A 25,826-nucleotide genomic window follows, 5' to 3' on the forward strand; every position below is an offset into this window, starting at 1 on the left:
TCACTGATCCTTGTCCCGCGCTTCGTGCGGTTCCGTCGCGCGGCGCATGGCCACATCGCACCGTTCGTACCGGGCACCGTAGCGCGCCATGATATCGGCATCGTGGCGGAAACCCAACTTTTCGTAAAGGTGGATGGCGGCTTCGCATCGGGCATTGGTCAGCAGGTACAGCGTCTCGACCTGCAGCGCGCGCGCCCGCGCGATCATGGCGTCGAGCAGGAATTCGCCGGCCTTCAGTCCCCGCGCCGTGCCGCGCACGCCCATCTTGGTCAGCTCATAGGCGCCCGGCCCGGTCTTTTGCAGGGCGCAGGTGCCGACAATGCCCAGGCCCTCCGCCTCGACGAACAGGATGACGCCGCCGGGCGCAATGATGCGCGTATCGGGATTGCGCAGCACCTCGACATCGGTCTCCTCCAGCCGAAACATGGTGCTGATCCATTCAGCATTGATGTCGTGGAAAGCCTGCGCCAGCTCGGGGGCATATTCACGGATCGTCAGGGCCGGCCGGACGGCGCCGGCCGCGCGGGCATAGAGCGAGCGAGCGTCCAGAGCGCTTTCGATCTTTGCGACCTGCCCCAGGAAATCATTGTCGAGGCTGGCGAAAATACTGTTCACACCGGCTTCGATGCGCGGCATGGCCAGGTGCTTGGCGCGCGCCATGGCCGCCTGTCCTTCAGGCGTGAGGGAGATCAGGCGCCGGCGCTGGTCCTCGCCGCGTTCGGACTGCACCAGGCCCAGCTCCACCAGTTGGCCGATGCCGCGTGTCACGCCCGGCTGGCTGGTGCCCACGACCTCGACAAGCCGGCCCACCGTCGCCGGCTCGCGATCGAGCGCCACCAGCAGGGGCATATGCGTCGGCTGCACCGGAAGGCCCGCCTCGTTGACGACGCGGGCCGCATCGGCCTGTAGCCGTTCGGCCAGGCGCTTCAGGCGGCTGCCCAGGAAGACCGGGCCCATATCGCTGAGGATGTCCATGCGGCCACCTTACATAACGCGTTATATATCGCGATATACAAATGCACCCGCACGCTGATTTACGCAAGGGCCCGGACACCAAAAAAACACATGACGAAAACGCTCGTCCAAAACGAAAAACGCCCGCCATGAGAGGATGGCGGGCGTCTTCGAACGAATTTTTGTCGCGTTTAGGCGGCGACGGTGCCCGACTGATCGTGCGGGTCGCGCAGGACATAGCCGCGGCCCCAGACCGTTTCGATGTAGTGGTTGCCGTCGGCGGCCACGGCCAGCTTCTTGCGGAGCTTGCAGATGAACACGTCGATGATCTTCAGTTCCGGCTCGTCCATGCCACCGTACAGGTGGTTCAGGAACATTTCCTTGGTGAGCGTCGTGCCCTTGCGCAGGGACAGCAGCTCGAGCATTTCGTATTCCTTGCCCGTCAGGTGGACGCGGTTACCGCAGACTTCGACGGTCTTGGCGTCGAGGTTGACGATGATGTCACCGGTCTTGATGATCGACTGGGCGTGACCCTTGGAGCGACGGACGACCGCGTGGATACGGGCGATCAGTTCGTCCTTGTGGAAGGGCTTGGTCATGTAGTCGTCGGCGCCGCCGCCGAGCGTCTTGACCTTGGTTTCGATTTCCGCCGTACCCGACAGGATCATCACCGGGGTGTTGACCTTGCCGACGCGCAGCTGGCGCAGGACTTCGAGGCCCGACATGTCCGGCAGCGAGAGATCGAGCAGGATCAGGTCGTAGTCGTAGATCTTGCCCAGATCCACGCCTTCTTCGCCCAGGTCGGTCGTGTAGACGTTGAAACCTTCCGACTTGAGCATCAGCTCGATGCTTTGCGCTGTCGCGCTGTCGTCTTCGATAAGTAGTACGCGCATATAAGCCCCTCCCGGCTTCGTGGGTAACAGGTTAAGCAGGAGGCAATATGCCTCCGCCCGTTCCCCGTCATGCTAAACAGGAAATCACTTAAGATTCGTTAAGCTTAACACCTGAGTGTCCGGCGTAAGGTGATTTGCGAATCGGGGGCAAGAGTCTCGAGTCAACGAATTTGCTTACTCACAGGATTTTTACGGTCATTTTTTGACAATGAGTCTTTTGAATCACACAGTTGTGTGAGCGGCTCTGCATAAAAATCTGCCGTCCCCTCGCGCAAAAAGCGAAAAGCGACACCCGATCAAACCTTGAATTTGCGGCTTTTTGGCGAAAATTTCCGCCATGGTTTGGCCTCAGGACTTACCAAAAAATTGTAAGGGCGGCGATTTCCGACGGCCGCCTTAAGACTTCGCCTTAAGACTTCGGCTTAAGATTTCGGCTCGACAGCCAGCACTATGGGCATGCCCCAGTCTTCGTCGAGCGGCCAGCGAAGGACGCCGACCGTCGTGTCATGCGGTTGCGCTTCGACGGTGGCGTGAACGTCGCGGCGGAAGCCGCCGACACGCTCGCCACGGCAGGCGATCGGCCCGCCGTCGAGATTGAGCGCCGTCCGGATACCGAGCGGTGCCGCTTTCAGGAACGCGGCCAGCCGGCCGAGCGAAAAGAAGCCAGCCCTGGTCGAGCCGACAATAATGTGTCCGGTACCGTCCTCGGCGACAAAGGTGCGGTTGGCCAGCCAGTTGCTGGCGACCGTAACGCGCGTCTGGCCGTCTTCGCCAACCAGCATGGGATAGGAGACCATGGCGTCGGCGCTGCCTTTCAGGGCGTCCCGCCACGCCTGGTGCTGGAGGTCGATCACGGCCGCGCCGGCATCATTGGCGACGAACGCCCCGGCCCTGGCGTCGTAGGTCTGCGGCCCAAGGGCCTGGCCGTCACTGACGAACGGCGTGTCGGGCAAGCCCTTCTTGTCGAAGTAACTGCCGTTGACGATCAGCGCCGCCCTGGGCAGCGCCTTTTTCCACTCGCCGATATTCCTGCCTTCGGGAGCATTGTGCGCCGTAAACCGATAGTACGCCGGATCGATGCGGCTGAGGATAAGACGGTCGACCTCGGCGCCGTCCAGCATGACCGGGATTTCGGTGACCTCATAACCCGGCGCAACGGCTTTCCACGCGAAGGCGCCCGCGACGGCCTTGTCCGCGTCCGGACGAATGGCCGCCCGGATCGACGCGTCGAGCGAGGGATCGTCCTTCGCCACTTCGGTCCAGTAGTTGCCGCCCGTATGGGCGATAACGCCGAAGCCGTAAGCGCCATGGCCTTGCCAGATCCACGCCGCACCGGCGATACCGGCGCAGGCGATGACAGCCGCCGCTATTTCCAGTTTCTTCATTGTCCCCTCACAATGGCTGAAACCCGCAGTTCTTCAGGTATTCGTAAGTCCCATCATAGAAGTGCGGCGGGCGTGTGGCGTCGGTTTCGTCGCCCTTCGGCACGAAGACCACAATGCCTTGCCGAGCCCGGGTCAGGATGACGCGATAGGCATTCTTCAGATAGAGTTTGCGCCAGTCGTCATTGATCGACTGCCAGCGCGTGCCCTTGAAATTGTACATCCGCCAGCCGCCGTCATAACGCAGGTCGGCATCCCAGCAGACGCCCGTCCAGTCGAGCTCAAGCCCCTGGATATCGAACTCGCTGGCCGCCTCCTCAAGGGCAAACGAAGACCGTACGTCGCTACGGTCATTGAGGAACCAGTTGGCCGGGTCGATGGCGGCCTTGATGTGCAGGCCTTCCGGCCGCAAGCGATGCGCCCCCGACGACGCGACCAGTCCATAGCGTTCCGTGCCGCGCGCCTTTGATTTCAGCCAGTCGCGCGCGGCTGCCAGGTCGCGCGTCAGCATCAGCGGATATTTGTCGAGCTTATCGGCCGCCGCGTGCGCGGCCTGACGATCGCCGCCCAGCACATGGGAGCCCAGCACATGGGAAATGAAATCCGACAGGGTCTCGGCGCGGAAGGACCGCATCGAAACGCCGAGGTGCAGGTCAGGGCTGGGCGTCACCTGTGCCGAGGCCAGGAAAGCTTTGGCGTCTTTCCGGAGATCGTAATCCGGATGCTCGATCTGGTCGGAAACGTGGACACGCCAATGCGGGAAATGGTCGCGGATCGCCGTCATCCATTCCGACAAGCCCGCCTCGCCCGTATTGATCTCCTGGCCGCCGCCGATCAGGCAGACCACCGTGCACCAGTCGGCGTGGCGGTCCATGACACTGAGCAGAAATTCCGGCTCGGACATGTCGAAGTCGGGAATATTGCGCTTGGCCTGCATGAACTTGGAGGCCTGGGCGCGTGTCCAGGCGCGCTGGGCCTCGTCGAAGACCACGACGTGGTCCGACGGAACAGTGTCATTGCCGGCATAGTCGTCGCGGAAATTATGGATGTTCTGGATGAAGGCCGCGACACTGCGCGCGGCGTTGGCCTTTTTCACGCCGGTCCGTTCGCAGGTATCCCGCGCCAGGGCTTCCCGCAGGACCTCGACCAGCGGACCATTGCCGGTGAGATAGGTGGCATGTTCGCTGGCATCGCCGTCCTGACGGCGCGTGGCGACCGTCAGCCCGGCCAGGGTCTTGCCGGCGCCGGGGACGCCGGTGATGAAGCAGATCGATTTCAGGTTCCGCGCCCGCGACGTCTCGATCACCGCCGATATCGCGTCCTGGGTGCGGCCGAGATTAAGGTCGTCGGCGCCACTGCGCGTAATGTCTTCGACGCTGTGATTGGCATAGAGCGCCCGGGCGGCCTCGACGATGGTCGGTGTCGGGCGATAGCCGCTGGCCGCCCAGGCTCCGGCATCGAAACCCGGGCGGTGCCTGGCCGAAATCAGCCGCAGGACCTCGCCGAGATCGTGGCTGGTCACGCTGAGTGGCTGCGACACCAGATCGAAGGCCAGTTCCATCTGGACGTCGCGGGATGCCTCTGCCCGCGTCGCCACCAGGACCGGCACGATCGAAAGATCATGGCTGCCCTGGTGGAAATTCTTGAGATCGAGCGCATAGTCTTCGACCTGTTCCAGCGCGTGACGGTCGAAGGCCTCGCTGCCGACCTTGAACTCGATGACGAAGACGGTATCGCCGATCAGCACGACAGTATCAGCGCGCTTGCCCATGCGCGGGATGGCGAACTCAAAAAAAAGCGTGAAGTCCGGAATGTCTTTCAGCGCCACACGCAGGATGGCGATCTGTTGCCGCCACGCGCTGGTTTGCGCCTGCTCGGTCGCGAAGCTATGCCAGGTCGTCAGCTCACCCAGGATATGGGCATCGGAATGACTGTCGAATTGCGCCCTGGACGCGGAGTAGTAGGCACGCATGCGGTCAGGACTTCACTTTCGACCGCAACGCCATGTCCGCACCTGGACCTGCCATGAAACCCTCCCCTGAGCCCGGAGAGTGTGGAGCGCTATATCTTCCCTGGCAAGGCTTATTCGTGCCAGGATTTGTAACGCGGCGCCGGATGAACGGCATGCACGACCGTGGGAGAATCGCGGTGCGCCCGGTGGCGCGGCGCCGGACTTGTATCGGCGGCGCTGGTGCTCCGGCCCGTCTTTCGCGACGTCACGGCCGGAACGTCTTCCGCCGGCGCCACGACCGCAGCCGGTTTTGCCATGCTTACGGCCACGGCGGCTTCCTCGGGCAGACCCGCCTGGGCGATGTTCAGCCCTTGCGGCGAGAATTGCAGGACACGCGTCCCCTGCCCCAGCACATCGGCCGAGACCGTGACCTTTTGCGACCGGTTGGCGCGGGCGATGAAGGTTTCGGGATTGGCGATGAACACCATGCCCTGGCCGTCCGTCGCCAGTAACGGGTCGTCGGTTGGACGCGGCGCGCACGGCAGGGCCTCGGCGTCGGCGGCGTCGAACTGGACGGTTATCGTCCCGTTGGCGGCTGCGTTGCAGGTGAACTGGCCATCGATCCTGAGCGCCGCCGACGGACCGCCCGAGCCGCTGCGCACGATCAGGGCGCCGGGGATAAGGTTCCCGGTGGCCTCGGCATCGTCGCTCATCAGGGTCGACACCCGCACCGAGCCATTACTGTCGCTGTCCTCACTGTAGGTCCAGCCCTGCGGCGCGGTTGTGGCCGCCGCTGCCGCCATGGCGGTGCCAGGCTCCGGCGACATGTTTTGCCAGCCCAGCGTCCCGAACATCGCGACGACGGCCAGGCCGGCGATGGCCAGGCCGAGGTCGCCGGTTATCGGCAGTTGGCGCAGGTCGAAGCGCTTCCGGCTTCCCTTTTCGCCGTACCCGTAGGCATAGTTATACTTGTAATAGACCTTGTGGTACTGGGTGGCTTCTCGCCGCAAGGCTTCACGCAGGCTCCAAAGCCAGCCGAGAACCGTAAAGCCCAGAAGAATATCGACCAGCCAGATACGCCAGGCCCCGGGATGGCGCCGCCCGGTCGCGATCAGGCCCGGCAGGGCATAGAGACTCGCGCACAACAGGATGATCAGAAACACGAGCATCACTCGCTCCTCACATTTTCCGGATGGCCACACCTAAGCTTTTTGCAAACGCAAACCGCTAAGTTTCCCGAGATATACAGGCCTTGATGCGGTTGGCAATGCGGATTTTGCTGCAATACAGCAAAATTAACAACGGGTGACCGTTAACCTTTGTTAACCCCGTTTCCGCTACAATCGTTCGCATGCAAGACCTCGTTCAGATCGCCCGCAATATCGAGCCCGTACGCGTCTTCGGCCGCGTGGCTGTCGTCAACGGCCTGCTGATCGAGGCCAAGGGCGGCCTCAGCTATATGCAGGTCGGCGCGCGCTGCGAAATCATCCGCCGCCACGACGATCCCCTGCCGGTCGAGGTCGTGGGTTTTCGCGAGGACCGCGCCTTGATGATGCCGTTCGGCCCGGTCGAAGGCGTCAGCCCCGGCGCTGAAATCCGCGTCTCGTCGGAGGGCGCCAAGGTCTATCCGACCACCGGGTGGCTGGGACGCATCGTCGACAGCTTCGGCGATCCGATCGACGGCTTCGGCCCGTTGCCGCAGGGGCCGGAAGGCTATCTGCTCAAGGCCGCGCCGCCGTCGGCCCATACCCGCCAGCGCGTCGGCGAGCGCCTGAACCTGGGCGTGCGCGCCATGGACGTCTTCACCACCTGTTGCCGCGGCCAGCGCCTGGGCGTCTTCGCCGGCTCCGGCGTCGGCAAGTCGGTCCTGCTGTCCATGCTGGCGCGCGAAGCAACCTGCGACGCCGTCGTGGTCGGCCTGATCGGCGAACGCGGCCGCGAAGTGCGCGAATTCGTCGAAGAGACGCTTGGCCCCGAAGGCCTGAGGCGCGCCATCGTCGTCGTCGCCACCTCGGACGAGCCGGCGCTGAAGCGCCGCCAGGCCGCCTATATGACGCTGGCCCTGTCGGAATATCTGCGCGACCAGGGGCTTGAGGTTCTGTGCCTGATGGATTCGGTTACGCGCTTCGCCATGGCCCAGCGCGAAATCGGCCTGGCGACGGGTGAACCGCCGACGACCAAGGGCTATACCCCCACCTGCTTCGCCGAACTGCCCAAGCTGCTGGAGCGCGCGGGTCCGGGTCCGGTCCTGCCCGACGGCACGCAGACCGGGCCGATCACCGGCCTGTTCACCGTGCTGGTCGACGGCGACGATCATAACGAGCCGATCGCCGACGCCGTGCGCGGTATCCTTGATGGCCACATCGTGATGAGCCGGAACATCGCCGAGCGTGGCCGCTTCCCGGCGATCGACGTGCTCAAAAGCATCAGCCGGACCATGCCCGACTGCCAGACCATCCCCGAGCGCGATATCGTCCGCCAGGCGCGAAAGGTGCTGTCGTCCTATTCCAACATGGAAGAACTGATCCGCATCGGCGCCTATCGCCAGGGCTCGGATCCCGATGTCGACCGCGCCATCATCCTTAACCCTTCGGTCGAGGAATTTCTTCGCCAGGGCAAGGACGAGTACACCCCTCTTGACGAGTCCTTTACTCTTTTGGGGGAAATTCTTTCTCAGGCTTAAGGTGTTTGAATAAGCCGTTAAAGGAAGAATACCATGACCAAGTGGGCCAAGTCGCTGATCCGCCTGTCGACCTATGAGGTCGAAACCCTGCAGAAGCGCCTGGCCGAAGTGGTCACCCGCCGCACTCACTACGAGATGAAGATCGCCACGCTCGACGCCGAGTTCGAGCTGGAATGCGCGAAAGCCGCGGCCGACGCCGCCATCGCCCACATGCTGCCGGCCTACAAGCACGGCTTCAAGCTGCGCCGCGACACCGCCGTCACCGACCTCGACATGATCGTCAACGAGGAAGACGGCATCCGCGACCAGCTGTCGGTCGCCTTCGAAGAGCTGAAGAAGTTCGAGCACGTCGCCGAAGTCACGCAGCTGAAGCGCATCGCCGCCCAGAAGCGCGTCGAAGACGCCGCGCTCGACGAAGCGGCCCTGCGCATCACCGCCAATAACGCCAAGGCCCAGCGCCGGGCGTAACACTTTCTTGCATCTCCCCGTTCGGAACGAATGGGGAGGGGGACCGCCCGTAGCGTTAGCGAAGGGTGGTGGTGGGGTTTCTTACTTTCCTTGGCCCGCCGGTGCCTGAAAAGTAAGCAAGAAACCCCACCACCACATCTCCTTCGCCTACGGCTCAGTCGTCTTGCGCTTGCCGAGGCTATACCTCGGCTGCGCTCACCCTCCCCATCGCTACGCGACGGGGAGATACAATTTACTCGGGGATTGAATGAAAAATCGCCGCACCGTCCTGGCCGGCCTGACGGCGGCAGCCATCGCGCCCGCTGCCTGCGCCGCACCGTACGGCGCCGTACCTCCGCTGAAATCGTGCGCCCGCTTCCCCATCGGCGTCGCCGTGCGCGCGCCGATGCTCAGCGACGACGCGCAATATGCCGGTCTTGTCGCCACCCATTTCTCGCGCCTGACGCCCGAGTGGGAAATGAAGATGGAATACATCCTCAAGGCCGACGGCAGCTATCAGTTCGACCGCCCCGACGCCATGGTCGACTTCGCCCAGAAGCATGGCATGGGTTTCCACGGCCATACCCTGGTCTGGTACGCCGAGGACGGCGATATCTTCCAGAGGCTCAAGGATAAGCCGGACGCCTTCCTCAATGCCTACGTCAAATACATCCAGGACGTGGTCGGGCGCTATAAAGGCCGTATTCGCGGCTGGGACGTGGTCAACGAGCCCGTCATGGAAGAAGGCGAGGCTTTGCGCGACTGCCTGTGGAGCCAGGTGCTGGGCCAGGACTATATCGGCCTGGCCCTGACGGCGGCGCATGAGGCCGATCCGTCCGCGACGCTTCTGGTCAACGACTATTTCCTTGAGACCAAGCCGAAGAAGCGCGCCACCTTCATGAGGATGTGCGAGACGCTGCTGAAAAACGGCGCGCCCCTGCACGGCGTCGGCACGCAGACCCATTTGATGGCCGATATCGAGCCCGGCCTGATCACGGCGGCGATAAAGGACATTGCCTCGCTGGGGCTCAAGGTCCACGTTTCGGAAATCGATATTTCGGTCGCGGGCGCAAGAGCCGGCGGCAACCGCGCCGAGCCGCGCGAAGGCCAGATCCGCGCCATCAACGAGATCGTCGAAGCCTATCACCGTCTGCCGGAAGCGCAGCGCTACGGCATCACCATCTGGGGCGTACGCGACAGCGATTCGTGGCTCAACAGCGACAAAGAGTTCAAGGGCGCGGACGACCCGCTGCTCTTCGACAGGATGGGCCGGCCGAAGCCTGTGGCGCGCGCCTTTGCCGACGCGCTGAAATCAACTCAGTCCTGACGGAAACGCGGACGGAAGAACGGGTCTTCCAGGATATTGCCGGTTTCGGGCGAAGGCGCCGGTTCGCCATCGGCAGCGGGGGGCTCGAACTTCAGCGGATCGATCTTGGGCGCGAAGGTTTCGGCTGCGGCCTGCGGCTGGGGCGCGGTGATCGACGCCGCGGTACGGTCCTGCGAAGAAGACGGGGGCATTTCCAGCTTTTCCTGGTACTGGCGCAGCGTCCGCAGGTCCTCGGCGATGCTGAGGACCGCCATGTAGAATTCGCAGGCCGAGCGCCACACCAACATGCCGATCAGGATCAGCAGCCAGCCGCCGACCGTCATCCCGAAGGCTAGAAGCCAGCCCATGGCGTCGCTGTCGTGCAGGGCCGAGCCGATCGACACGCCCGCGATAATGCACGCGCCCAGGAAGAACAGGCACAAGCCTGCCCAGTAGACGATATGCACGATGGGCTTGGTGACCAGACGGTCGAAAGTCAGCAGGGAATTATAGATTTCGCCGGGCCGGGTGGTGCCGAACGCCTGCCGGATAATACGGTTCATGAAGGTCCCTAACCTGTCGGGCTACGCCGGTACAAATACGCCAGATAGACGAAATCTCGCCGCAACGCAGTAAAAGGCGTTTTGTTGTGGAAATGTCAAGAGTCTGAAGCCGCTTGAAAGCCGAACCTACACCTGCCCGACGGTCTTGAGGCGGACCTTGGGGTGGATTTCGTTCTGGCTCATCACCACCGTATTGGCGCGGAAGCGTTCGATGATCGAGCGCACGAACGGACGGATCATCGGGCTGGTCAGCAGCACCGCCACCTCGCCCGACATCGAGACGCGCTCGAAGGTGTCGCGCACGGCGCGGATGAATTCCTGCAACTGCGACGGCGCCATGGTCAGCTGACGATCCTCGCCCTGCCCGACCAGCGACGAGGCAAAGGCGCTTTCCCATTCGTGCGACAGGGTGACGATCGGCAGGCTTCCGTCTTCCGAACGGTTCTGCCAGCACAGCTGACGCGCCAGACGGCTGCGCACGTGCTCGACCATCTGGGTGATCGACTTGGTATGCGAGGCCGCCTCGCCCAGGGCTTCGAGGATGGCCGGCAGGTCGCGGATCGACACGCGTTCCTTGAGCAGCGACTGCAGGACGCGCTGTACGGTGGCGGCCGAGACGACCTGCGGGATCAGGTCGTCGACCAGCTTCTTCTCGTCGGCCGGAATGTCGCGCAGCAGCTTGGTCACTTCCGAGTAGGACAGGATGTCCGACATGTTGTCCTTGAGGATCTCGGTCAGGTGCGTCGTGATGACGGTCGCCGGATCGACGATGGTGTAGCCGAGGAAGGTCGCTTCCTCGCGCAGGGACTGGTCGATCCAGGTGGCAGGCAGGCCGAAGGCCGGTTCCTTCATGTGCTCGCCCGGCAGCTCGACCTGGCGGCCCGACGGGTCCATGGCCATCAGCGAGCCGATGCGGACCTCGCCGGCGCCGGCTTCCATCTCCTTGATGCGCACCGCATAGCCCTGGTTGGCCAGGCGCATGTTGTCGAGGATGCGCACGGACGGCATGATGAAGCCGTATTCCTGCGCCAGCGTGCGGCGCAGCGCCTTGATCTGGTCGGTCAGCTTGCGGCCGTCGAGGTCGTTGATAAGACCGAGCAGGCCCAGGCCCAGCTCGATCTTGACGTCGTCGATGGCCAGCGCCGCCGAGATCGGCTCGTCCTCGGGCGCGACGGGTGCGGCCGTATCCATGGCCGCCAGCTCTTGCGGCGTCGGCCCCTTGGGTTTGTTACCGTTCTTCCAGGCCAGCATGCCGGCGCCGATGGCGATGCCGGCGAAGGGGATCAGCGGCATGCCCGGCACCAGGCCCAGCACGCCGGCGGCCGCCGACACCATGCCGAGCGCGACCGGGTTGGTGGCCAGCTGCTGCACCAGCGCCTTGTCGGCCGAACCGTCGACGCCCGCCTTCGACACCAGGAAGCCGGCGGCTAGCGAGATGATCAGCGCCGGGATCTGCGTCACCAGGCCGTCACCGACGGTCAGCTGGATATATTTCGACGCCGCGTCGCCGGGCGCCAGGTGATGGCTGAAGATACCGATCAGCATCCCGCCGACGATATTGATGCCGGTGATGACCAGGCCCGCCACGGCATCGCCGCGCACGAACTTCGAGGCACCGTCCATGGCGCCGAAGAAGCCCGATTCCTGCTCGACTTCCTTGCGGCGTTTCTTGGCCTCTTCCTGGTCGATCAGGCCCGACGACAGATCGGCGTCGATGGCCATCTGCTTGCCCGGCATCGAGTCGAGGGTGAAGCGCGCGGCGACTTCGGCGATCCGGCCCGAACCTTTCGTGATGACCACGAAGTTGATCAGGATGAAGATGGCGAACAGCACGATGCCGATGATGAAGTTGCCCTGCATCAGCAGGTGCCCGAACGCCTTGATGGTCGAACCGGCGGCGGCTTCGCCTTCCTGGCCGTGGGAAAGGATCAGGCGGGTCGAGGCCACGTTCAGCGACAGGCGGAACATGGTGGTGACCAGCAGCACGGTCGGGAAGGCCGAGAATTCGAGCGGGCGCTTGATCAAAAGCGCCGTCATCAGGATCAGGATGGCCGACATCACCGAGATCGACAGCAGGACGTCGAGCAGGATCGACGGCACCGGCAGGATCAGGAAGGTGATGATCATGATGACGCCAAGCGCCATCACGACTTCGCCGCGCTTCAACCAACCCTGGATGTCGGAGAAGGTAATAGCGGGGCCGTTACCGGCGGTTGGCGCAGCGTCAGCCACCGAAGGAGACTCCAGAAATCGGGGATAAAGAGAGCCACTCGGGCACTAGGCAGAATTTACCCGGCCGATGGTGAACAAGGCGTTAAGATATCGCTGTAACGCCCTGCCACATTCCGGTTGCGCACCTGAAATATTCTGCGGCCTGGCTTGGGGTAAATCTGACAAGACCGGGGCGGAAGCGTAAAATCCGCTCCGATTCGAAGGAACCGCAGGGATCACTTGATGACGGAGCGAGGCATAAGACTGGCGGCGGTGGCCGCACTGGGTTGGCTGGCCGCCATGCCCATGGCGGCGCAGGCGCAATCCGTCGCCTGTCAGGGCAATAGCGGGACGCAGCAGGGCGCCGGCACCATCGCCTGCGCGCGCCCGCCGGGCGGATCGCCCCTGCCACCTTTCCTGTTCAACAGTCCCCACGCCGCCAATATCCAGGCCTTGCAAGGCATGGCCATCTGGTCGGGCTCGGTGCTCGGCTTCGGCAATGCCCGCTTTGCCAGCGGCCAGATCCCGGACAATGTCATCGGCGGCAATCTCGTATCGCGCACCTGGCGCGACAAGGGCGGGTCCATCGTCACCGACGGGTTGTCGTTTCCCGGCTCGGAAAGCCGCACCTCGGTCCACGGCGCGGCGCTCCAGGACATCTACGACGCCGGTTCGGCGCTGGGCCTCGAGGGCGACCAGAGCCTCTATGTCGCCGGTTTCGCCAACCTGGCCGACAGCCGCACCGTCTATGCCGTCGACCGGCGCGAGACCAATGAGCGCGACCTGACCGTCAGCGCCGCCGCGGCCTGGCGCACCGGCGAAACCTATCTGATCGGACTGACCAGCCTCATCCACGGCCACGGCAGCCTGGGCGACAATGCCTCCGGCTCGTTCGGCCGCTACAGCAACAGCGGCTTCAACGCCATGGTGACGGCGGGGCGGCGTTTCCCGCTGATCGATCCGGCGCTCCGCGGCTTCGCGATGAGCCTCGACCTCAGCGGCCACCTCGCCTATTTCGAAGGCCGGTCCGCCGGATTTACCGACGATCGCGGCACTGTCTACGGCCGGGGCCGCGCCCAGTCCTGGCTGGGCGGCGGCGAGGCCAGCCTGCAATTCATCGTGCCGGGCAAGTCCTGGCGCTGGACGCCCTATATCGGCCTGACAAGCGACCGCTACCTGTCGCCGCACGTCTCGGTCGACGCCACCGACACGCATGGCCGGATCGACTACGTGTCGCGTCGTGACCTGAGCGGCGTCGAAACCGGCTTCGCCATGACCAATGCGAAAGAGCTGTCATTGTCGGTCCAGGCCTACAGCCAGAGCAATGCCGAACTGAACGACACGGGCATCCTGCTGTCGCTGTCGCATCCCATGTAGGATGATGCGCCGGGCCGCCCTCTCCTGCCTGATCCTGCTCGGCGCCTGCGCGCCCGTTGCGCGCACGCCGCCGTCCGCCGAACTCTATGCCCGCTTCGCCATGGTCTCGCGGCCGGTCGTCGCGCCGGGCGCGCTGATGCTGGGCGACAGGGCCATGCAGTGCGGGCCAGCCAGGACCGTGATGGACGCCGGTTTGCGCGACTACGGCGCGGCGATCGGCGACTTTATCGTGCTCAATCCCGACCGCCTGGCCGGGGCGCCCGCGGTGGCGCAGCAATGGGTCTATGCCCACGAATGCGGCCACCTGAACGGCCAGACGGACGAAGAGGCCGCCGACTGTTTCGGCGTCCGGAAGGGCCGCGACGAGGGCTGGCTCGATGCCGGCGGGCTGGACGCCGTTTGCGCCTTCGTGGCCAGGGTGCCGCCGGATCATGCCCATGCGCCCGGCGCCGACCGTTGCGCGGCCATGCGGCGGTGTTTCGCATCAAGCGCGCCATAGCGCCAATTTTCCCCTGTCCTTTCGGAAAAACCGGTGATAACGTGGTTCCAACGATAGCGGTAACAGCCGCAGGGGAGACGAAATTGAAATCGATTACAGCACTGACGGTGCTTACGGCCCTTCTTACCGGTCCGGTCATGGCCGCGCCTGCAAGGCCGCCGGTTACCGCAGTGTCGCATATCGCCGTCTACGCCGCCGACAGGGCGAAGACGGACGCCTTCTATGTCCATGACCTGGGCGCCGCAAAACGGTCCGATCCGGAAAACGCCGCCGGTACGCGGTACTACGTGTCGCCGACGCAGTTCATCGAGGTGCTGCCCCTGCCGGCCGACGCCGGCAAGACCAGGCTGGACCACATTGCCTTCGCCACGGCCGATGCCGAGGCCATGCGGCAATACCTGGCCGGTCAGCATGTGGCAGTGCCGGCGAAGGTGTCGGTCTGGGCGGACGGATCGAAAAGCTTCGTCGTCACGGATCCCGAGGGCAATCGCGTCGAATTCACCGAAGGCAAGCCGGCCGACGTGCCGGTCAATGCGCTTTCGGGCCATATCATCCACGTCGGCATGATCGTCCACGACCGCGCGAAGGAAGATGGCTTCTATCGCGCCGTCCTGGGCCTGCGCCCCTACTGGTACGGCGGGTTTAAAGAAGACAAGCCCGACTGGGTGTCGCAGCAGGTGCCCGACGGGTCGGACTGGCTGGAATACATGCTGGTGGCGGGACCGGAAACGTCAGGCATCCCCGCAGCCATGAGCCAGCAGACGGCCGGCGTGCTCAACCACTTTTCGCTGGGTGTCACCAATGCCGAGGCCGCCTACACGACACTGTGGACCGGCAAGCGCCTCGAAGGCCAGGGCGACGGCAGCCACCCGAAGATCGGCCTCGACGCCAAGTGGCAGATCAATTTGTACGATCCCGACGGTACCCGCGCCGAGATCATGGAATTCCACGCGGTAGGCACGCCCTGCTGCTCACCCTTTACGGCAAAAGACCCAGAGAGATAGCCGGCGCGTCAAGCGTACGGCCAACCAGAGTGTGAAAACACCACCCCTATCCGGCGCCAGACGCCAACCACTCCCCCTTTAGGGGGAGCGGACGATCAGACAAAGGAAACACCGATGACAGGAATCAACCGCCGCAATCTGTTCATGGCCGCCGGCGCCACCATGGCCGCCCCCATGGCCGCCGCAGCCGCTACCCCCGCCGCGATGAGCGCGCCGGGCGTCAAGGCCGAGGGCCAGCCGGTGATCGGCAATCCCGACATCCCCCAGGAACCCGGCAAGCGCACGCGCTGGGCTATTGTCGGCTTGGGCACCTTCGCGCTTGGCCAGGTCATTCCGGGCATCCTGGCGTCGGACAAGTGCACGATCACCGCCTTCGTCTCGGGCAATCCGCAGAAGGCAAAGGATCTGGGCGCGCATTACGGCGTCACGAAGTTTTACGATTACAATAACTTCGACAGCATCGCCGCCGACCGGGAGATCGACTGCGTCTATATCGTCCTCCCCGTGGGGCTGCACGCCGAATTCACCATCCGCGCGCTCAAGGCCGGCAAGCATGTGCTGTGCGAAAAGCCGATGGCTTCGACGGTCGCCGAATGCGAGGCCATGGTCGCCGCCGCCAAGGCTGCAAACCGCCAGTTGGGCGTCGCCTACCGCGTCCATTTCGAGCCGAACAATGTCGACGCCGCCAAGCGCGTCAAGGCCGGCGAAATCGGCAAGCTGCGCTACCTGACGGGCGACGCCGGCTTCAACGCCAACCTCAACTGGCCGCCGCACGTCTGGCGCCTGCAAAAAGGCCTCGGCGGCGGCGGATCGATGTACGACATCGGCATCTACGCGATGAACGGCGTGCTGATGTGCACGGACGAAGAGCCCGTCTCGGTGTCGGCCGTCTATTCCTATCCGCGCGACGACGTGCGCTTCAAGGAGGTCGAAGGCGGCGTCGACTGGCGCATGACCTTCCCGTCGGGCATCAGCGCACAGGGCTCGTCGTCCTACTGCTATTTCGGCGGCAACCGCCAGAAGATCTTCGGCTCCGAAGGCTCGATCATCATGGATCCGGCCAATACCTATTACGAGCAGCGCGTGACCATCCAGAAGGGCGGCAGCGGCATCATGGAGTTGCACGCCGGCAATCCGTACACGCAGTTCGCTGGCCAGGTCGACGGCTTCGCCGAGGCGGCGCGCACCAATACGCCGCACCGCACGCCGGGCGAAATGGGCCTGCGCGACATCCGCCTGATCCAGGCCATGTACCGCTCGGCCGACGCCGGCGGCGCCAGCGTCAAGGTCTAGGCTTTTGTAATCCCGCCTCGCAGGGGGCGGGTCCTGTGTGTGCGGCCATCCGGCCGCGCACAGTCCTCCTCAGCTTGTGGCGGCGTTTCCGGACGCCGCCATTTTTTTAGGCCGCGGGACAGCCTTCAGCCACCGAGCGCGTCTGGGCCTGCCATTGATGGATCTGGTCGAGCATTTTCTGCGTCTGGGCGGCGTCGGCCGGCGTCGTGCCGTAGGTCTTCGCCAGCGCCTTGATATAGGCCTCGAGTTCGTCGAGCGCCGCCAGGCCGTCCTTGAGGTTGAGGCAGGCCGTGGCGCGGTCGCCGGCCGCCTGGGCATTGGTCGCTGCGGTCATATCGGCTGAATAGCGCCGCACCAGGCCCATGACCTTGTCCTGCACCGCCTTGACCTGTGGATCGGTCTCCTGGTTCATCTGGCCGCTGCAGATGGTCTGGACCAGGTCGGGCATCCTGGTCTTCAGGTCCTGCATCTTGCCCATGATCTCCGTAAGGCGCCCGGTGTCCTTGCCTTCGCGGGTCAGCTGCGCATAGAGGGCCGCCAGGCGGACATTGACGGCCTCGACCCGGCCCGCCGCCGACTTGACGGCTTCACAGGCATGAGGCTGGTCGGACTGCGACAGGGAGATGGCCGTGTTGAGCTCATTCATCATCGGCACCAGCAGGTCGCGCAGGATACCGTTCAGCTCGGCGATCTCGGCCTCCGACCATTCGGCCGCCGTGCCGTGGGCCGCCGCCGTGTCGGCCAGGACCGGCGCGGACGACAGGCCGAACCCGCCCAGGACGAGGGCGGCGGCGAAACACAGGCGAGCGAATATGGATGTCATGAAAAATCCCCCGGACCAGGTTAACTATGCCGGGGGATCTTCAATTGGCAAGTGCTGCGCGGACACAGGTGCCCGCCGAAACGTCAGGCGACCGCAGCGCCCGACTGCGGCGCGGGGATGGCGACGCCGGAATCGGAATATTCCTTGAGCTTGTTGCGCAGGGTGCGGATCGAGATGCCGAGGATATTGGCGGCATGCGTCCGGTTGCCCAGGCAGTGCGTCAGGGTGTCGAGGATCAGCTTTTGCTCGACCTGGGCGACCGTCGAGCCGACGAAGGTGCGCGCAGCGCTTTCGGCGGCCAGGCTGACGCGGCCGACATAGTCCATGCCGATCGGCGCCACCGGATTGAGCGGCTGGCCGTCCGGCAGGCGGATGGAGTCGGCATCGATCTCCGCGCCGGCCGACAAGAGGACAGCACGGTGCATGGCGTTTTCCAGCTCGCGCACATTGCCGGGCCACGGATGGGCCTGCAGGCGGCGCTTGGCTTCGAGGCTGATCGGCTTCAGCGGAATGGCGTTGGCTTCGGAATACTTCTTGGCGAAATAGTCCGACAGCGCCGCGATGTCGGCCGGGCGGTCGCGCAGGGGCGGGATGGCCAGGTTGATGACGTTGAGACGATAGAGCAGGTCTTCGCGGAAGGTGCCTTCCTTGACGGCCTGGGCCAGGTTGCGGTTGGACGTCGCCAGCACGCGGATATTGACCGGCACGGGCTTGGCGCCGCCGACGCGGTCGATGACGCGTTCCTGAAGCGCCCGAAGCAGCTTGGCTTGCAGGCGCGCATCCATTTCCGAGATTTCGTCGAGCAGCAGGGTGCCGCCATCGGCCTCTTCGAACTTGCCGATGCGGCGCGCCATGGCGCCGGTAAAGGCGCCCTTTTCGTGGCCGAACAGCTCGGATTCGAGCAGGTTGTCGGGGATGGCGGCGCAGTTGACCGAGATGAAGGGCTTTTGCGACCGGCGCGACTTTTCGTGCAGGTAGCGCGCCATGACTTCCTTACCGACCCCGCTTTCGCCGGTGATCAGGATCGAGGCATCGGAGCCTGCCACCTGGTCGGCCAGCTTGAGCACGGTCTGCATGGCCGGATCGTTGGTGATCAGGGGCCTTGCATCGTCCGACACGGCCGACAGCACCGCGGCGATCAGCTCGGCGTCGGGCGGCAGCGGGATGAATTCGCGCGCGCCGGCGGTGATCGCCTGGGCGGCTTTGCGCGGGTCCGGATTGACGCCGCACGCCACCACCGGCACCGAGATGTGCTCGCGCTCGTTGGTTTCGATCAGGCTTTTGATATCGAGCTCGTAATCGACCATCAGAAGGTCGGCGCCCTGGCCCTTGCGCAGGGCGTCGGTCGCCTGGGCGATTCCATCGACATGGGCGACCTTGGCGCCCGAATCCATGGCCATTTTGACCGCGACCGAGAGCTGTCCGCTCAGTTTTCCTACGACCAGCAGTCTCATGCGCCGCTATCCTCGCTCTTGATGATTTCCGTCATGGTTACGCCCAGGCGATCGTCGACCACGACGACTTCGCCCCGCGCCACCAGGCGGTTGTTGACATAGATATCGATGGCCTCGCCGACCTTGCGGTCGAGTTCGAGGACGCTGCCCTGGCCCAGTTTCAGCAACTGCGACACGGACATGTAGGATTTGCCCAGCACCGCCGAGATATTGACGGGAACATCGAAAACGGGGGCCAGGTCGGCGGCGGCCTTGTCGCCGCCGTCGTCGTCCGTCATCTGAGGTCCGCCGCCCTCGTCGAAGTCTTCGAGACCGAGATCAGCCATGGGTCATACCTGAATTTGCACGCGATTGATGATAGGCCTCGGCGTCGAGCGCTTCGTTCAGCGCGGCGTCGAGGGCATTGAAAACCTGTTCGGGGTCGAAGCTGGCGCGGCCGTCGGACCAGACGATCTCGAACGCGCCCTTCGGCATTTGCGGCATTTCGCGGAACTGGATGGCGCCGGGGAAGCCGGCCATGTGGGCGGCGTCCTGGGCGGCGCCTTTCAGCGCGTCGTCCGGATTGCTGCACAGGAGCACCAGGCGGGTGGCCTTTTCGATTTCCTGGCCGAGCGCTTCCAGCGTGGCGGTGACCGGCGCTTCGGGGAAGCGGTCGAGCGCCTCTGCGGCGATGCGCTGGGCGCAGACCAGGGCCAGCTTGACCGCCGCCGTCTTGTGGGCATGGATGGCGTCGTTGAGGCTGCCGAGACCTTCGGCCGAAAAGCTGGCCAGTTCCTGGATGGCCGAGGCCTGCATCATCTGGGCGCGTGCCATGGCCGAGTTTTCGCCCTCGGCATAGGCTTCGGCGCGGATGGCTTCGACCTCTTCGGGGGTGAAGAACTTCTTTTCGCGCTTGGGCTGGGCGACGACGTTACCCGCGTCGCCGAAGACCGTGCCGAAATCGAATTTCTGGTGCTGGGTCATGCGAAGGCCTCCGCGACCGGGGACTCTGTCCATACTTCTCCTTCCCCGTTTACGGGGAAGGTGGCGCCGAGCGCAGCGAGGTGACGGAAGGGGGGAAGCGTCAGAACGGCTTGCTGCAGCGCGTGGACTCCCCCCTCCCACCGCTTCGCGGTCCCCCCTCCCCGTAAACGGGGCGGGAGAAGGCTATCAACTTGTGACTCCCGGAGCGAAGCGACTAGCGCCGTTGAGGCGCGCAGCCTGCGTGGCGCCAAATGAGCGAAGCGAATTGAACGCAAACCCTTAATAAATAAGCTCATCATCGCCTCCCTGGCCGGCAAGCATGATTTCGCCCTTGGCGGCGAGGTCCTTGGCGATCTGGACCATGGCCATCTGGGCGGTATCGACGTCCTTGAGGCGGACGGGGCCCATCGATTCCATGTCGTCGCGCATGATCTTGGCGGCCCGTTCGGACATGTTGGACATGAACATGTCGCGCAGGGCGTCCGATGCGCCCTTGAGCGCCAGGGCCAGCTGGTCCTTTTCGACGGCGCGCAACAGGGTCTGGACGCCGCCGGGATCGAGCTTCGACAGGTCTTCGAAGACGAACATCAAGGCGCGGATGCGTTCGGCGGATTCGCGGTTGCGTTCTTCCAGGGCGGCGACAAAACGGCTTTCGGTCTGGCGATCGAAATTGTTGAAGATTTCGGCCATCAGCTCGTGACTGTCGCGCTTGGACGTGCGCGCCAGGTTCGACATGAATTCGACGCGCAGGGTCTGTTCGATCTTGTCGAGGATTTCGCGCTGGACCGGCTCCATGCGCAGCATGCGCTGGACGCATTCGAGCGCGAAGTCTTCGGGCAAGGATGCGAGGACGCGGGCGGCGTGGTCGGACTTGATCTTGGACAGGACGACGGCGACGGTCTGCGGGTATTCGTTCTTCAGGTAGTTGGCCAGGACGCCTTCGTTGACGTTGCCCAGCTTGTCCCACATGGTCCGGCCGGCCGGACCACGGATTTCTTCCATCAGCGACTCGACCTTCTCGGGCGGAAGGAAGGAGCCGAGCAGGCGTTGGGTCTGTTCGAACGAGCCCATGATCGTGCCCGACGACGACATGCCGGAAACGAATTCGACGAGAAGTTCTTCGACCACGTTCGAGCTGACCGTCCCGAGCGACGACATGGCCTGGGAGATTTCCTTGATCTCCTCTTCGTCCATGGACTGCCACAGCTGCATGTGGTCTTCGCCGAGCGCAAGCAGGACCACGGCCGCCTTTTCGGTGCCGGTCAGTCGCTTGGGATCATCGATGATATTCTTACGCACAGACATCCCTAACTGTCATGCAGCCAGCCACGGAGGATCGACAGCGATTCTTCCGGGTGGCGTTCCACGAATTCCGAAACCTTCTTGACCGACGAGGCGCGGACCTGGCCTTCGATGCGGGCGATGTCGATGCGGCCATCCGGCTCAGGCATCGGCACGACGGCGGTGGCCGGCGCCGAAATGGCGGCATTGCCAGGGATGCCCGCTACGGCCGGCGCCGGGCCAGCGCCGGCCATCATCGGCACGCTGCCGGGTGTGACATAGGTGGTCGGACCCGAATTGATGAACTTCATCAGCGGACGGGCGACCAGGAACAGGGTGAGCAGCGCCACGACCAGCAGGACGGCGATTTCGGCGCCGCGCATGATGTCGTTCTTGTCGAAGTCCATGAGCGGCGCCTTGGACGCCACGCCGCCGACCGTGTCGCCGACATTGTGGTTGAAGCGGACATTGATGACCTGGACCTGGTCGCCGCGCGTCTGGTCGTAACCGATGGCGGCCTTCACCAGGGCATCGATTTTCTGCATGTCGTCGGCCGAGCGCTTGGCGTAGGTGTCGGGCGCCTTGCCGTCCTTGGACGGGGTGACGGAATCGTCGACCGCGACCGACACCGCCAGCTTCTTGACTTCACCCGGCTGGGTGACGGTCGTCGTCTTGGTCGTCGAGATTTCGTAATTGGTCGTTTCGGTCGTCGTGCCCGACTCGTTGCCCGAAGCCGAGGCGCCCGGCGCCGACGGGTTGCCGTTCGGGATATTGGCCGAAGCGGTCGTCACGCCGTTGGAGTCGGGCGAGGTCGACTTGTCCTTCGATTCCGAGGTCTGGGTCGACCGGACGACCTGGCCGTCCGGATCGTAGAGCGTCTTTTCCTGCGTCGTGGCGGTCTGGTCGACATCGGCGGTGACGGTGACGCGGGCCGCCCCCGGGCCGACCACGCCTTCGACGATTTCCTTGACGCGCTTGCGCAGGGATTCCTCGACCTCGTTCTTGTGCTGGGCGGCGCCCACGCCGAGCGCGGCGTCGGTTTCATCGCCCGCGGCCAGCAGGTGGTTGCGGCTGTCGACCACGGTGACCTTTTCGGGCTTCAGGTTCGGCACGGCCGAGGCCACCAGGTTGCGGATGGCGCGGACCTGGTCGCCGTTGAGATCATTGCCGGAAATGCCGAGCACGACCGAGGCCGTCGGCTGCTGGGCCTCGTCCTGGAACAGTTCGCGCTTGGGCATGACAAGCAGCACGCGCGCCGAATCGATGCCGCGTATCGACCTTATGGTTCGCGCCAGTTCGCCTTCCAGCGCCCGCTGGTTATTGAGATTCTGAACGAATTCGGTCTGGCCGAGCGCGGGGGCGTTGTCGAAGATTTCGTAGCCGACCGAGCCTTGCGTCGGCAGGCCCTTGCCGGCCAGCAGCATACGGGCCTTCGCCACCTCGTCGCGGTTGACCATTATGGTCGAGCCGTCGCCGCGCGATTCATACTTTATATTGGCCTGGTCGAGCGCCTGGGTAATCTGCCCGGCTTCCTTGAGGTCCAGGTTGGAGAACAGCAGGGCCTGGGGCTGGGCGCCGAGGTGCAGGAAGACCGCAGCCAGGACACCCGCCAGACCGGCGGCGATACCCAGGATGGTCATGAGACGTCCGAGACCGAACTTCTGCAATCCCGAAAAGAATGAACCCACGTTCGTCCGCCCATCAACAACGAAGGCGAGGTTGGTCCTCGCCGTCTACTAGGCAGTAATTTCCCAGTGGTGGGTTAACGCGGGTTTAATTTTCACACGGACGTGAACGGAATTTTCAGATTCATGACCGCTGACAAGCCTCTAAAATATCGGCGTTTTTTAACCGACGGTTAAGGTATGTCCAAACGGCCTCGCTCTCCGGAGCGTGATAGCCATCCGAAGAGAACGCTCATGGAGCGAAGCGACTAGCGCCACTGAGGCGCGCAGCCCGCGCGGCGCCAGATGAGCGAAGCGAATTGAGCGCAAAGCAAAAATCCCTAGCGCCACTGAGGCGCGCAGCCTGCGTGGCGCCAAGCGAGCGCGAGCGAGCTGAACGCAAAAACAAAAAGCTGAAATTCCGGAGCCTGGGCGCGCGTGCGCGCCCAGAGCGCAAGAATTTTAGCGATACTGTTGGATGCGCGTGGTGCGCAGGCCGGCCATGCCGTGGTTCTCGATCGCCTTCTGCCAGCTGATGAATTCTTCCGACGTGATCGTATAGCGTTCGCACGCTTCGTCGAAAGTCAACAGTCCACCGCGCACGGCGGCGACCACTTCCGCCTTGCGGCGGATCACCCAGCGCTCCGTCCCCGGAGGCGGCAGGTCGTTCAATGTCAATTTCGCACCGGTCGGACCGATCACGTACTTTTCGCCCTTACTATCGCGGCGTTGTTCTTGCAACATGGCATTTTGCCTTTATTACCATCACCAATGAAGCGATCATAACCCATGCAGTCTAAAATCCGCTTAAAGGTCGTAGTAAACAGACCCCTAACGCAACTTTGACGATTGGTTAAACTTCAATTGACTCTGAAGGCAACACCACTGTCGGATTAACGCGCATTAATAATTTAAATGATGGCGCGAAATACTATTTATATCATCGCACCATCTCTAACTCGCCGGTTATTGCTTGATGGTTAACAGCTCTTGCATCATCTGGTCGGCGGTGGTGATGATCTTCGACGCCGCCGAATAGGCGCGCTGCGTCGTGATCAGGTGGGTAAATTCTTCGCTGAGGTCGACCGTCGAGTTTTCGAGCGTCGAGCTTTCCAGCGTGCCCACCCCGTTCGAGCCCGGCTGGCCCAGCGTATAGCTGCCGGACGACGTGCTCTGCTTGTAGGTGTTGCCCGACACGGCGATCAGGCCGTTGGCATTGTTGAAGGTGGCCAGGGCAACCTTGGCGATCGCCTTGGTGTCGCCGTTGTCGTAGATGGCGGTGACGACGCCGTCCTTGCCGACGGTGACGCTGGTCAGGGTGCCGAACTCGGTGCCGTCGGCCTTGGCCGTATAGCTGGTGTCGGCGGCGGTCGAGGTCAGGGTGCTGTTGCCGGAGGTGATCCCCAGGTCGAAGGTCTGCGACGGCAGGGATGTCGAGGTTCCCCAGTGCGGCGTCGTGCCCGACGTCGAGGCATTGATGGTCAGGGCGTCGCTGAAGGTGCCGCCGGCCGTCGTCGAGTTCGCCGTATCCAGGGACCCCGTCGAGGTGAAGGACAGGGTGCCGTAGGAAATCTGGTCGGTGCCGTTGGCGTCGACTACGTCGGGCGACGACACTTCATAGTTCCATTCCGTTTCGCCGGTCGTGGCGTTCAGCCCCTTCTTGAGCAGCGACAGGGTGACGGTATGCTGGCCGCCCAGGCCGTCCGAGATCGTCATGGTCATGGTCGTGTCGGGCTGGGTACCGACACCCGTCGTGGCGGAATAGGCCGACATCGACTGCGTCGCCGAGGTGGCGCTGTAGGTCGGCGTGCTGGCCGCGGTCGAGACCGCCGTGTCGGAATCGAGATTGCCCTTCAGCGTTACGGTCGTCGAAGCGGCCGCCGTGTTCGAGATATTCTTGACGTTGATCGCCTGCAGGCCGTTGGTGCTGGAGGTCTGGTTGATATTGCCGGCGGAATCGGCGACCCAGCCTTCGAGATAATAGCCCGACGTATTCAGCAGGTAGCCGTTGGTATCCGTGCTGAACGAACCGTCGCGGGTATAAAGAACCGTGCTGTTGGTGGCCAGCGCGTTGGACGAGTCCGACACCACGAACATGCCCTGGCCGTTGACCGCCAGGTTATATTGCGACGTCGTCGTCGACAGGTCGCCCATGGACGACACGTTCTGGATGATCTTTGACACCACGCCCTGGCCGTTGATCGTGCCGGTGGCGTTACCGCTGATCAGGTCCGAGAAGCTGGTCGAAGTCGCCTTGTAACCGGTCGTGTTCATGTTGGCGATGTTGTTCGAAATGCCGGTCAGGGCCGTCGACGTCGCCTTCATGGCGCTGACGCCGACCTGCATGGAACTGTTGAGACTCATCGTGCAAATCCTTTTCTGAGAGGGTCTTGCAAATTACAAAGGAATGTTTGGGATCAGGAAACCTTGGTCACGCTGGAGAGCGGGACCAGGGTGCCGTTGACGTCGATCTGAACCGTGCCGTCGCTGGCGGTCGAAGCGGAATTGACAGTGCCGGTGACGCCCGTGGTGGTGGTCACGGCGCTGCCGTTGGAATCCTTGGCGGTGACCGTCAGCGTATAGTCGCCGCTGGTTTCGGTCTTGCCGGCGCTGGTCTTGCCGTCCCAGCTGAAACTGTGATCACCCGAACTCACGTCCGAATTGGTTTCGGTGTAGAGGACGTTGCCCTTGGAATCGGTGACCTTCAGCGTGACCGAGGCCGCATCGTCGGCCGTATTGTAGTTCCAGTCGGCCGAGCCGTTCTTGAGCGTCGCGGTGGCGTCGCTGGTCTGCACCGTCTTGCCGATATAGGATACCGCGTTCGACATGGTGTCGCCCGAGTTCGACGCGATCGTCTTCAGATAGTCGTTGGTCTTGAGCGCCTGCTCGACCTGGGAATACTGCACCAGTTGCTGGGTCCACTGGGTCGTGTCCATGGGCGACAGCGGATCCTGGTTCTGGATCTGCGCGGTAAGCAGGTTCAGGAAGGTGCTGTAATCGGCGGTAATGCCGTTGCCGCTGGTGCTGGTCGAGCCGGTAGCGGTTGTGGAGGTGGCGCTGGTCACACTCGTCATGACG

23 protein-coding genes are annotated in these 25,826 nt (G+C 63.7%); 7 read left to right on the forward strand and 16 right to left on the reverse strand.

Annotated elements, in window-relative coordinates; all coding sequences use genetic code 11:
* From AB8717_RS17200 to AB8717_RS17220, 5 genes are all read right to left on the reverse strand, one after another.
* On the reverse strand, positions 1 to 975 hold the full coding sequence (locus AB8717_RS17200) for a bifunctional helix-turn-helix transcriptional regulator/GNAT family N-acetyltransferase (protein WP_443748540.1): 975 nt from the start codon (positions 973 to 975) through the stop codon (positions 1 to 3).
* A gap of 170 nt (positions 976 to 1,145) precedes the next feature.
* Positions 1,146 to 1,847, reverse strand: coding sequence for a response regulator transcription factor CtrA (gene ctrA, locus AB8717_RS17205; RefSeq protein WP_443748541.1), 702 nt, complete (start codon positions 1,845 to 1,847; stop codon positions 1,146 to 1,148).
* Positions 1,848 to 2,269: 422 nt separating this feature from the next.
* Entirely contained in the window at positions 2,270 to 3,232 is a 963-nt protein-coding gene (locus AB8717_RS17210) for a phosphodiester glycosidase family protein (RefSeq protein WP_443748542.1), read from the reverse strand.
* Between the two features lie 7 nt (positions 3,233 to 3,239).
* A complete protein-coding gene (locus AB8717_RS17215) occupies positions 3,240 to 5,201 on the reverse strand; it encodes a DUF2075 domain-containing protein (RefSeq protein ID WP_443748543.1) in 1,962 nt (653 codons plus the stop codon).
* Positions 5,202 to 5,311: 110 nt separating this feature from the next.
* Positions 5,312 to 6,349, reverse strand: a complete 1,038-nt coding sequence (locus tag AB8717_RS17220) for a superinfection immunity protein (protein ID WP_443748544.1) — start codon at positions 6,347 to 6,349, stop codon at positions 5,312 to 5,314.
* A gap of 182 nt (positions 6,350 to 6,531) precedes the next feature.
* Here AB8717_RS17220 and fliI point away from each other — a divergent pair, with 182 nt between their 5' ends.
* The 3 genes from fliI (at position 6,532) to AB8717_RS17235 (ending at position 9,637) form a co-directional block, all read left to right on the forward strand.
* Complete coding sequence (fliI, locus tag AB8717_RS17225) at positions 6,532 to 7,863, forward strand: flagellar protein export ATPase FliI (protein ID WP_443748545.1); 1,332 nt, start codon at positions 6,532 to 6,534, stop codon at positions 7,861 to 7,863.
* Positions 7,864 to 7,896: 33 nt separating this feature from the next.
* A complete protein-coding gene (locus AB8717_RS17230; protein WP_443748546.1) occupies positions 7,897 to 8,331 on the forward strand; it encodes a flagellar export protein FliJ in 435 nt (144 codons plus the stop codon).
* Between the two features lie 247 nt (positions 8,332 to 8,578).
* Complete coding sequence (locus tag AB8717_RS17235) at positions 8,579 to 9,637, forward strand: endo-1,4-beta-xylanase (RefSeq protein ID WP_443748547.1); 1,059 nt, start codon at positions 8,579 to 8,581, stop codon at positions 9,635 to 9,637.
* Here AB8717_RS17235 and AB8717_RS17240 read toward each other — a convergent pair.
* Positions 9,628 to 10,179 carry a DUF4282 domain-containing protein gene (locus AB8717_RS17240; RefSeq protein WP_443748548.1) on the reverse strand — a complete coding sequence of 184 codons (552 nt, stop codon included), beginning with the start codon at positions 10,177 to 10,179 and terminating at the stop codon, positions 9,628 to 9,630. The genes AB8717_RS17235 and AB8717_RS17240 overlap by 10 nt on opposite strands.
* 126 nt (positions 10,180 to 10,305) lie before the next feature.
* Complete coding sequence (gene flhA, locus AB8717_RS17245; protein WP_443748549.1) at positions 10,306 to 12,411, reverse strand: flagellar biosynthesis protein FlhA; 2,106 nt, start codon at positions 12,409 to 12,411, stop codon at positions 10,306 to 10,308.
* A 222-nt stretch (positions 12,412 to 12,633) separates the two neighbouring features.
* Between flhA and AB8717_RS17250 the strand changes: the two genes are divergently transcribed.
* The 4 genes from AB8717_RS17250 (at position 12,634) to AB8717_RS17265 (ending at position 16,563) form a co-directional block, all read left to right on the forward strand.
* Positions 12,634 to 13,767 (forward strand): autotransporter outer membrane beta-barrel domain-containing protein, encoded by a 1,134-nt coding sequence (locus AB8717_RS17250; protein WP_443748550.1) that lies wholly within the window; start codon positions 12,634 to 12,636, stop codon positions 13,765 to 13,767.
* A 4-nt stretch (positions 13,768 to 13,771) separates the two neighbouring features.
* Entirely contained in the window at positions 13,772 to 14,266 is a 495-nt protein-coding gene (locus tag AB8717_RS17255) for a hypothetical protein (RefSeq protein ID WP_443748551.1), read from the forward strand.
* Positions 14,267 to 14,349: 83 nt separating this feature from the next.
* Positions 14,350 to 15,270: a VOC family protein gene (locus AB8717_RS17260; protein WP_443748552.1), complete on the forward strand. Its 921-nt coding sequence runs from the start codon at positions 14,350 to 14,352 to the stop codon at positions 15,268 to 15,270.
* 114 nt (positions 15,271 to 15,384) lie between these two features.
* A complete protein-coding gene (locus AB8717_RS17265) occupies positions 15,385 to 16,563 on the forward strand; it encodes a Gfo/Idh/MocA family protein (protein WP_443748553.1) in 1,179 nt (392 codons plus the stop codon).
* 106 nt (positions 16,564 to 16,669) lie between these two features.
* Here AB8717_RS17265 and AB8717_RS17270 read toward each other — a convergent pair whose 3' ends face one another.
* From AB8717_RS17270 to AB8717_RS17310, 9 genes are all read right to left on the reverse strand, one after another.
* Positions 16,670 to 17,386, reverse strand: a complete 717-nt coding sequence (locus AB8717_RS17270) for a hypothetical protein (protein WP_443748554.1) — start codon at positions 17,384 to 17,386, stop codon at positions 16,670 to 16,672.
* Between the two features lie 83 nt (positions 17,387 to 17,469).
* Entirely contained in the window at positions 17,470 to 18,840 is a 1,371-nt protein-coding gene (gene flbD / locus AB8717_RS17275) for a sigma-54-dependent transcriptional regulator FlbD (RefSeq protein WP_443748555.1), read from the reverse strand.
* Positions 18,837 to 19,118 (reverse strand): flagellar motor switch protein FliN, encoded by a 282-nt coding sequence (gene fliN, locus AB8717_RS17280; protein WP_443750916.1) that lies wholly within the window; start codon positions 19,116 to 19,118, stop codon positions 18,837 to 18,839. The genes flbD and fliN overlap by 4 nt, the downstream gene beginning before the upstream one ends.
* Before the next feature lie 40 nt (positions 19,119 to 19,158).
* The gene (locus AB8717_RS17285) at positions 19,159 to 19,803 is read right to left on the reverse strand and encodes a flagellar assembly protein FliH (RefSeq protein WP_443748556.1); all 645 of its coding nucleotides are present in this window, start codon (positions 19,801 to 19,803) and stop codon (positions 19,159 to 19,161) included.
* 279 nt (positions 19,804 to 20,082) lie between these two features.
* On the reverse strand, positions 20,083 to 21,108 hold the full coding sequence (gene fliG / locus AB8717_RS17290) for a flagellar motor switch protein FliG (RefSeq protein WP_443748557.1): 1,026 nt from the start codon (positions 21,106 to 21,108) through the stop codon (positions 20,083 to 20,085).
* 2 nt (positions 21,109 to 21,110) lie between these two features.
* Entirely contained in the window at positions 21,111 to 22,724 is a 1,614-nt protein-coding gene (fliF, locus tag AB8717_RS17295; RefSeq protein ID WP_443748558.1) for a flagellar basal-body MS-ring/collar protein FliF, read from the reverse strand.
* 486 nt (positions 22,725 to 23,210) lie between these two features.
* The gene (gene sciP / locus AB8717_RS17300; protein WP_443748559.1) at positions 23,211 to 23,492 is read right to left on the reverse strand and encodes a CtrA inhibitor SciP; all 282 of its coding nucleotides are present in this window, start codon (positions 23,490 to 23,492) and stop codon (positions 23,211 to 23,213) included.
* A gap of 222 nt (positions 23,493 to 23,714) precedes the next feature.
* Positions 23,715 to 25,112: a flagellar hook protein FlgE gene (locus AB8717_RS17305; protein ID WP_443748560.1), complete on the reverse strand. Its 1,398-nt coding sequence runs from the start codon at positions 25,110 to 25,112 to the stop codon at positions 23,715 to 23,717.
* Positions 25,113 to 25,165: 53 nt separating this feature from the next.
* Positions 25,166 to 25,822, reverse strand: a complete 657-nt coding sequence (locus tag AB8717_RS17310; protein WP_443748561.1) for a flagellar hook assembly protein FlgD — start codon at positions 25,820 to 25,822, stop codon at positions 25,166 to 25,168.
* Positions 25,823 to 25,826: the final 4 nt, after the last annotated feature.

The sequence above is a fragment of the Asticcacaulis solisilvae genome (assembly GCF_052327315.1).
GTDB classification, from domain to species: Bacteria; Pseudomonadota; Alphaproteobacteria; order Caulobacterales; family Caulobacteraceae; genus Asticcacaulis; species Asticcacaulis solisilvae_B.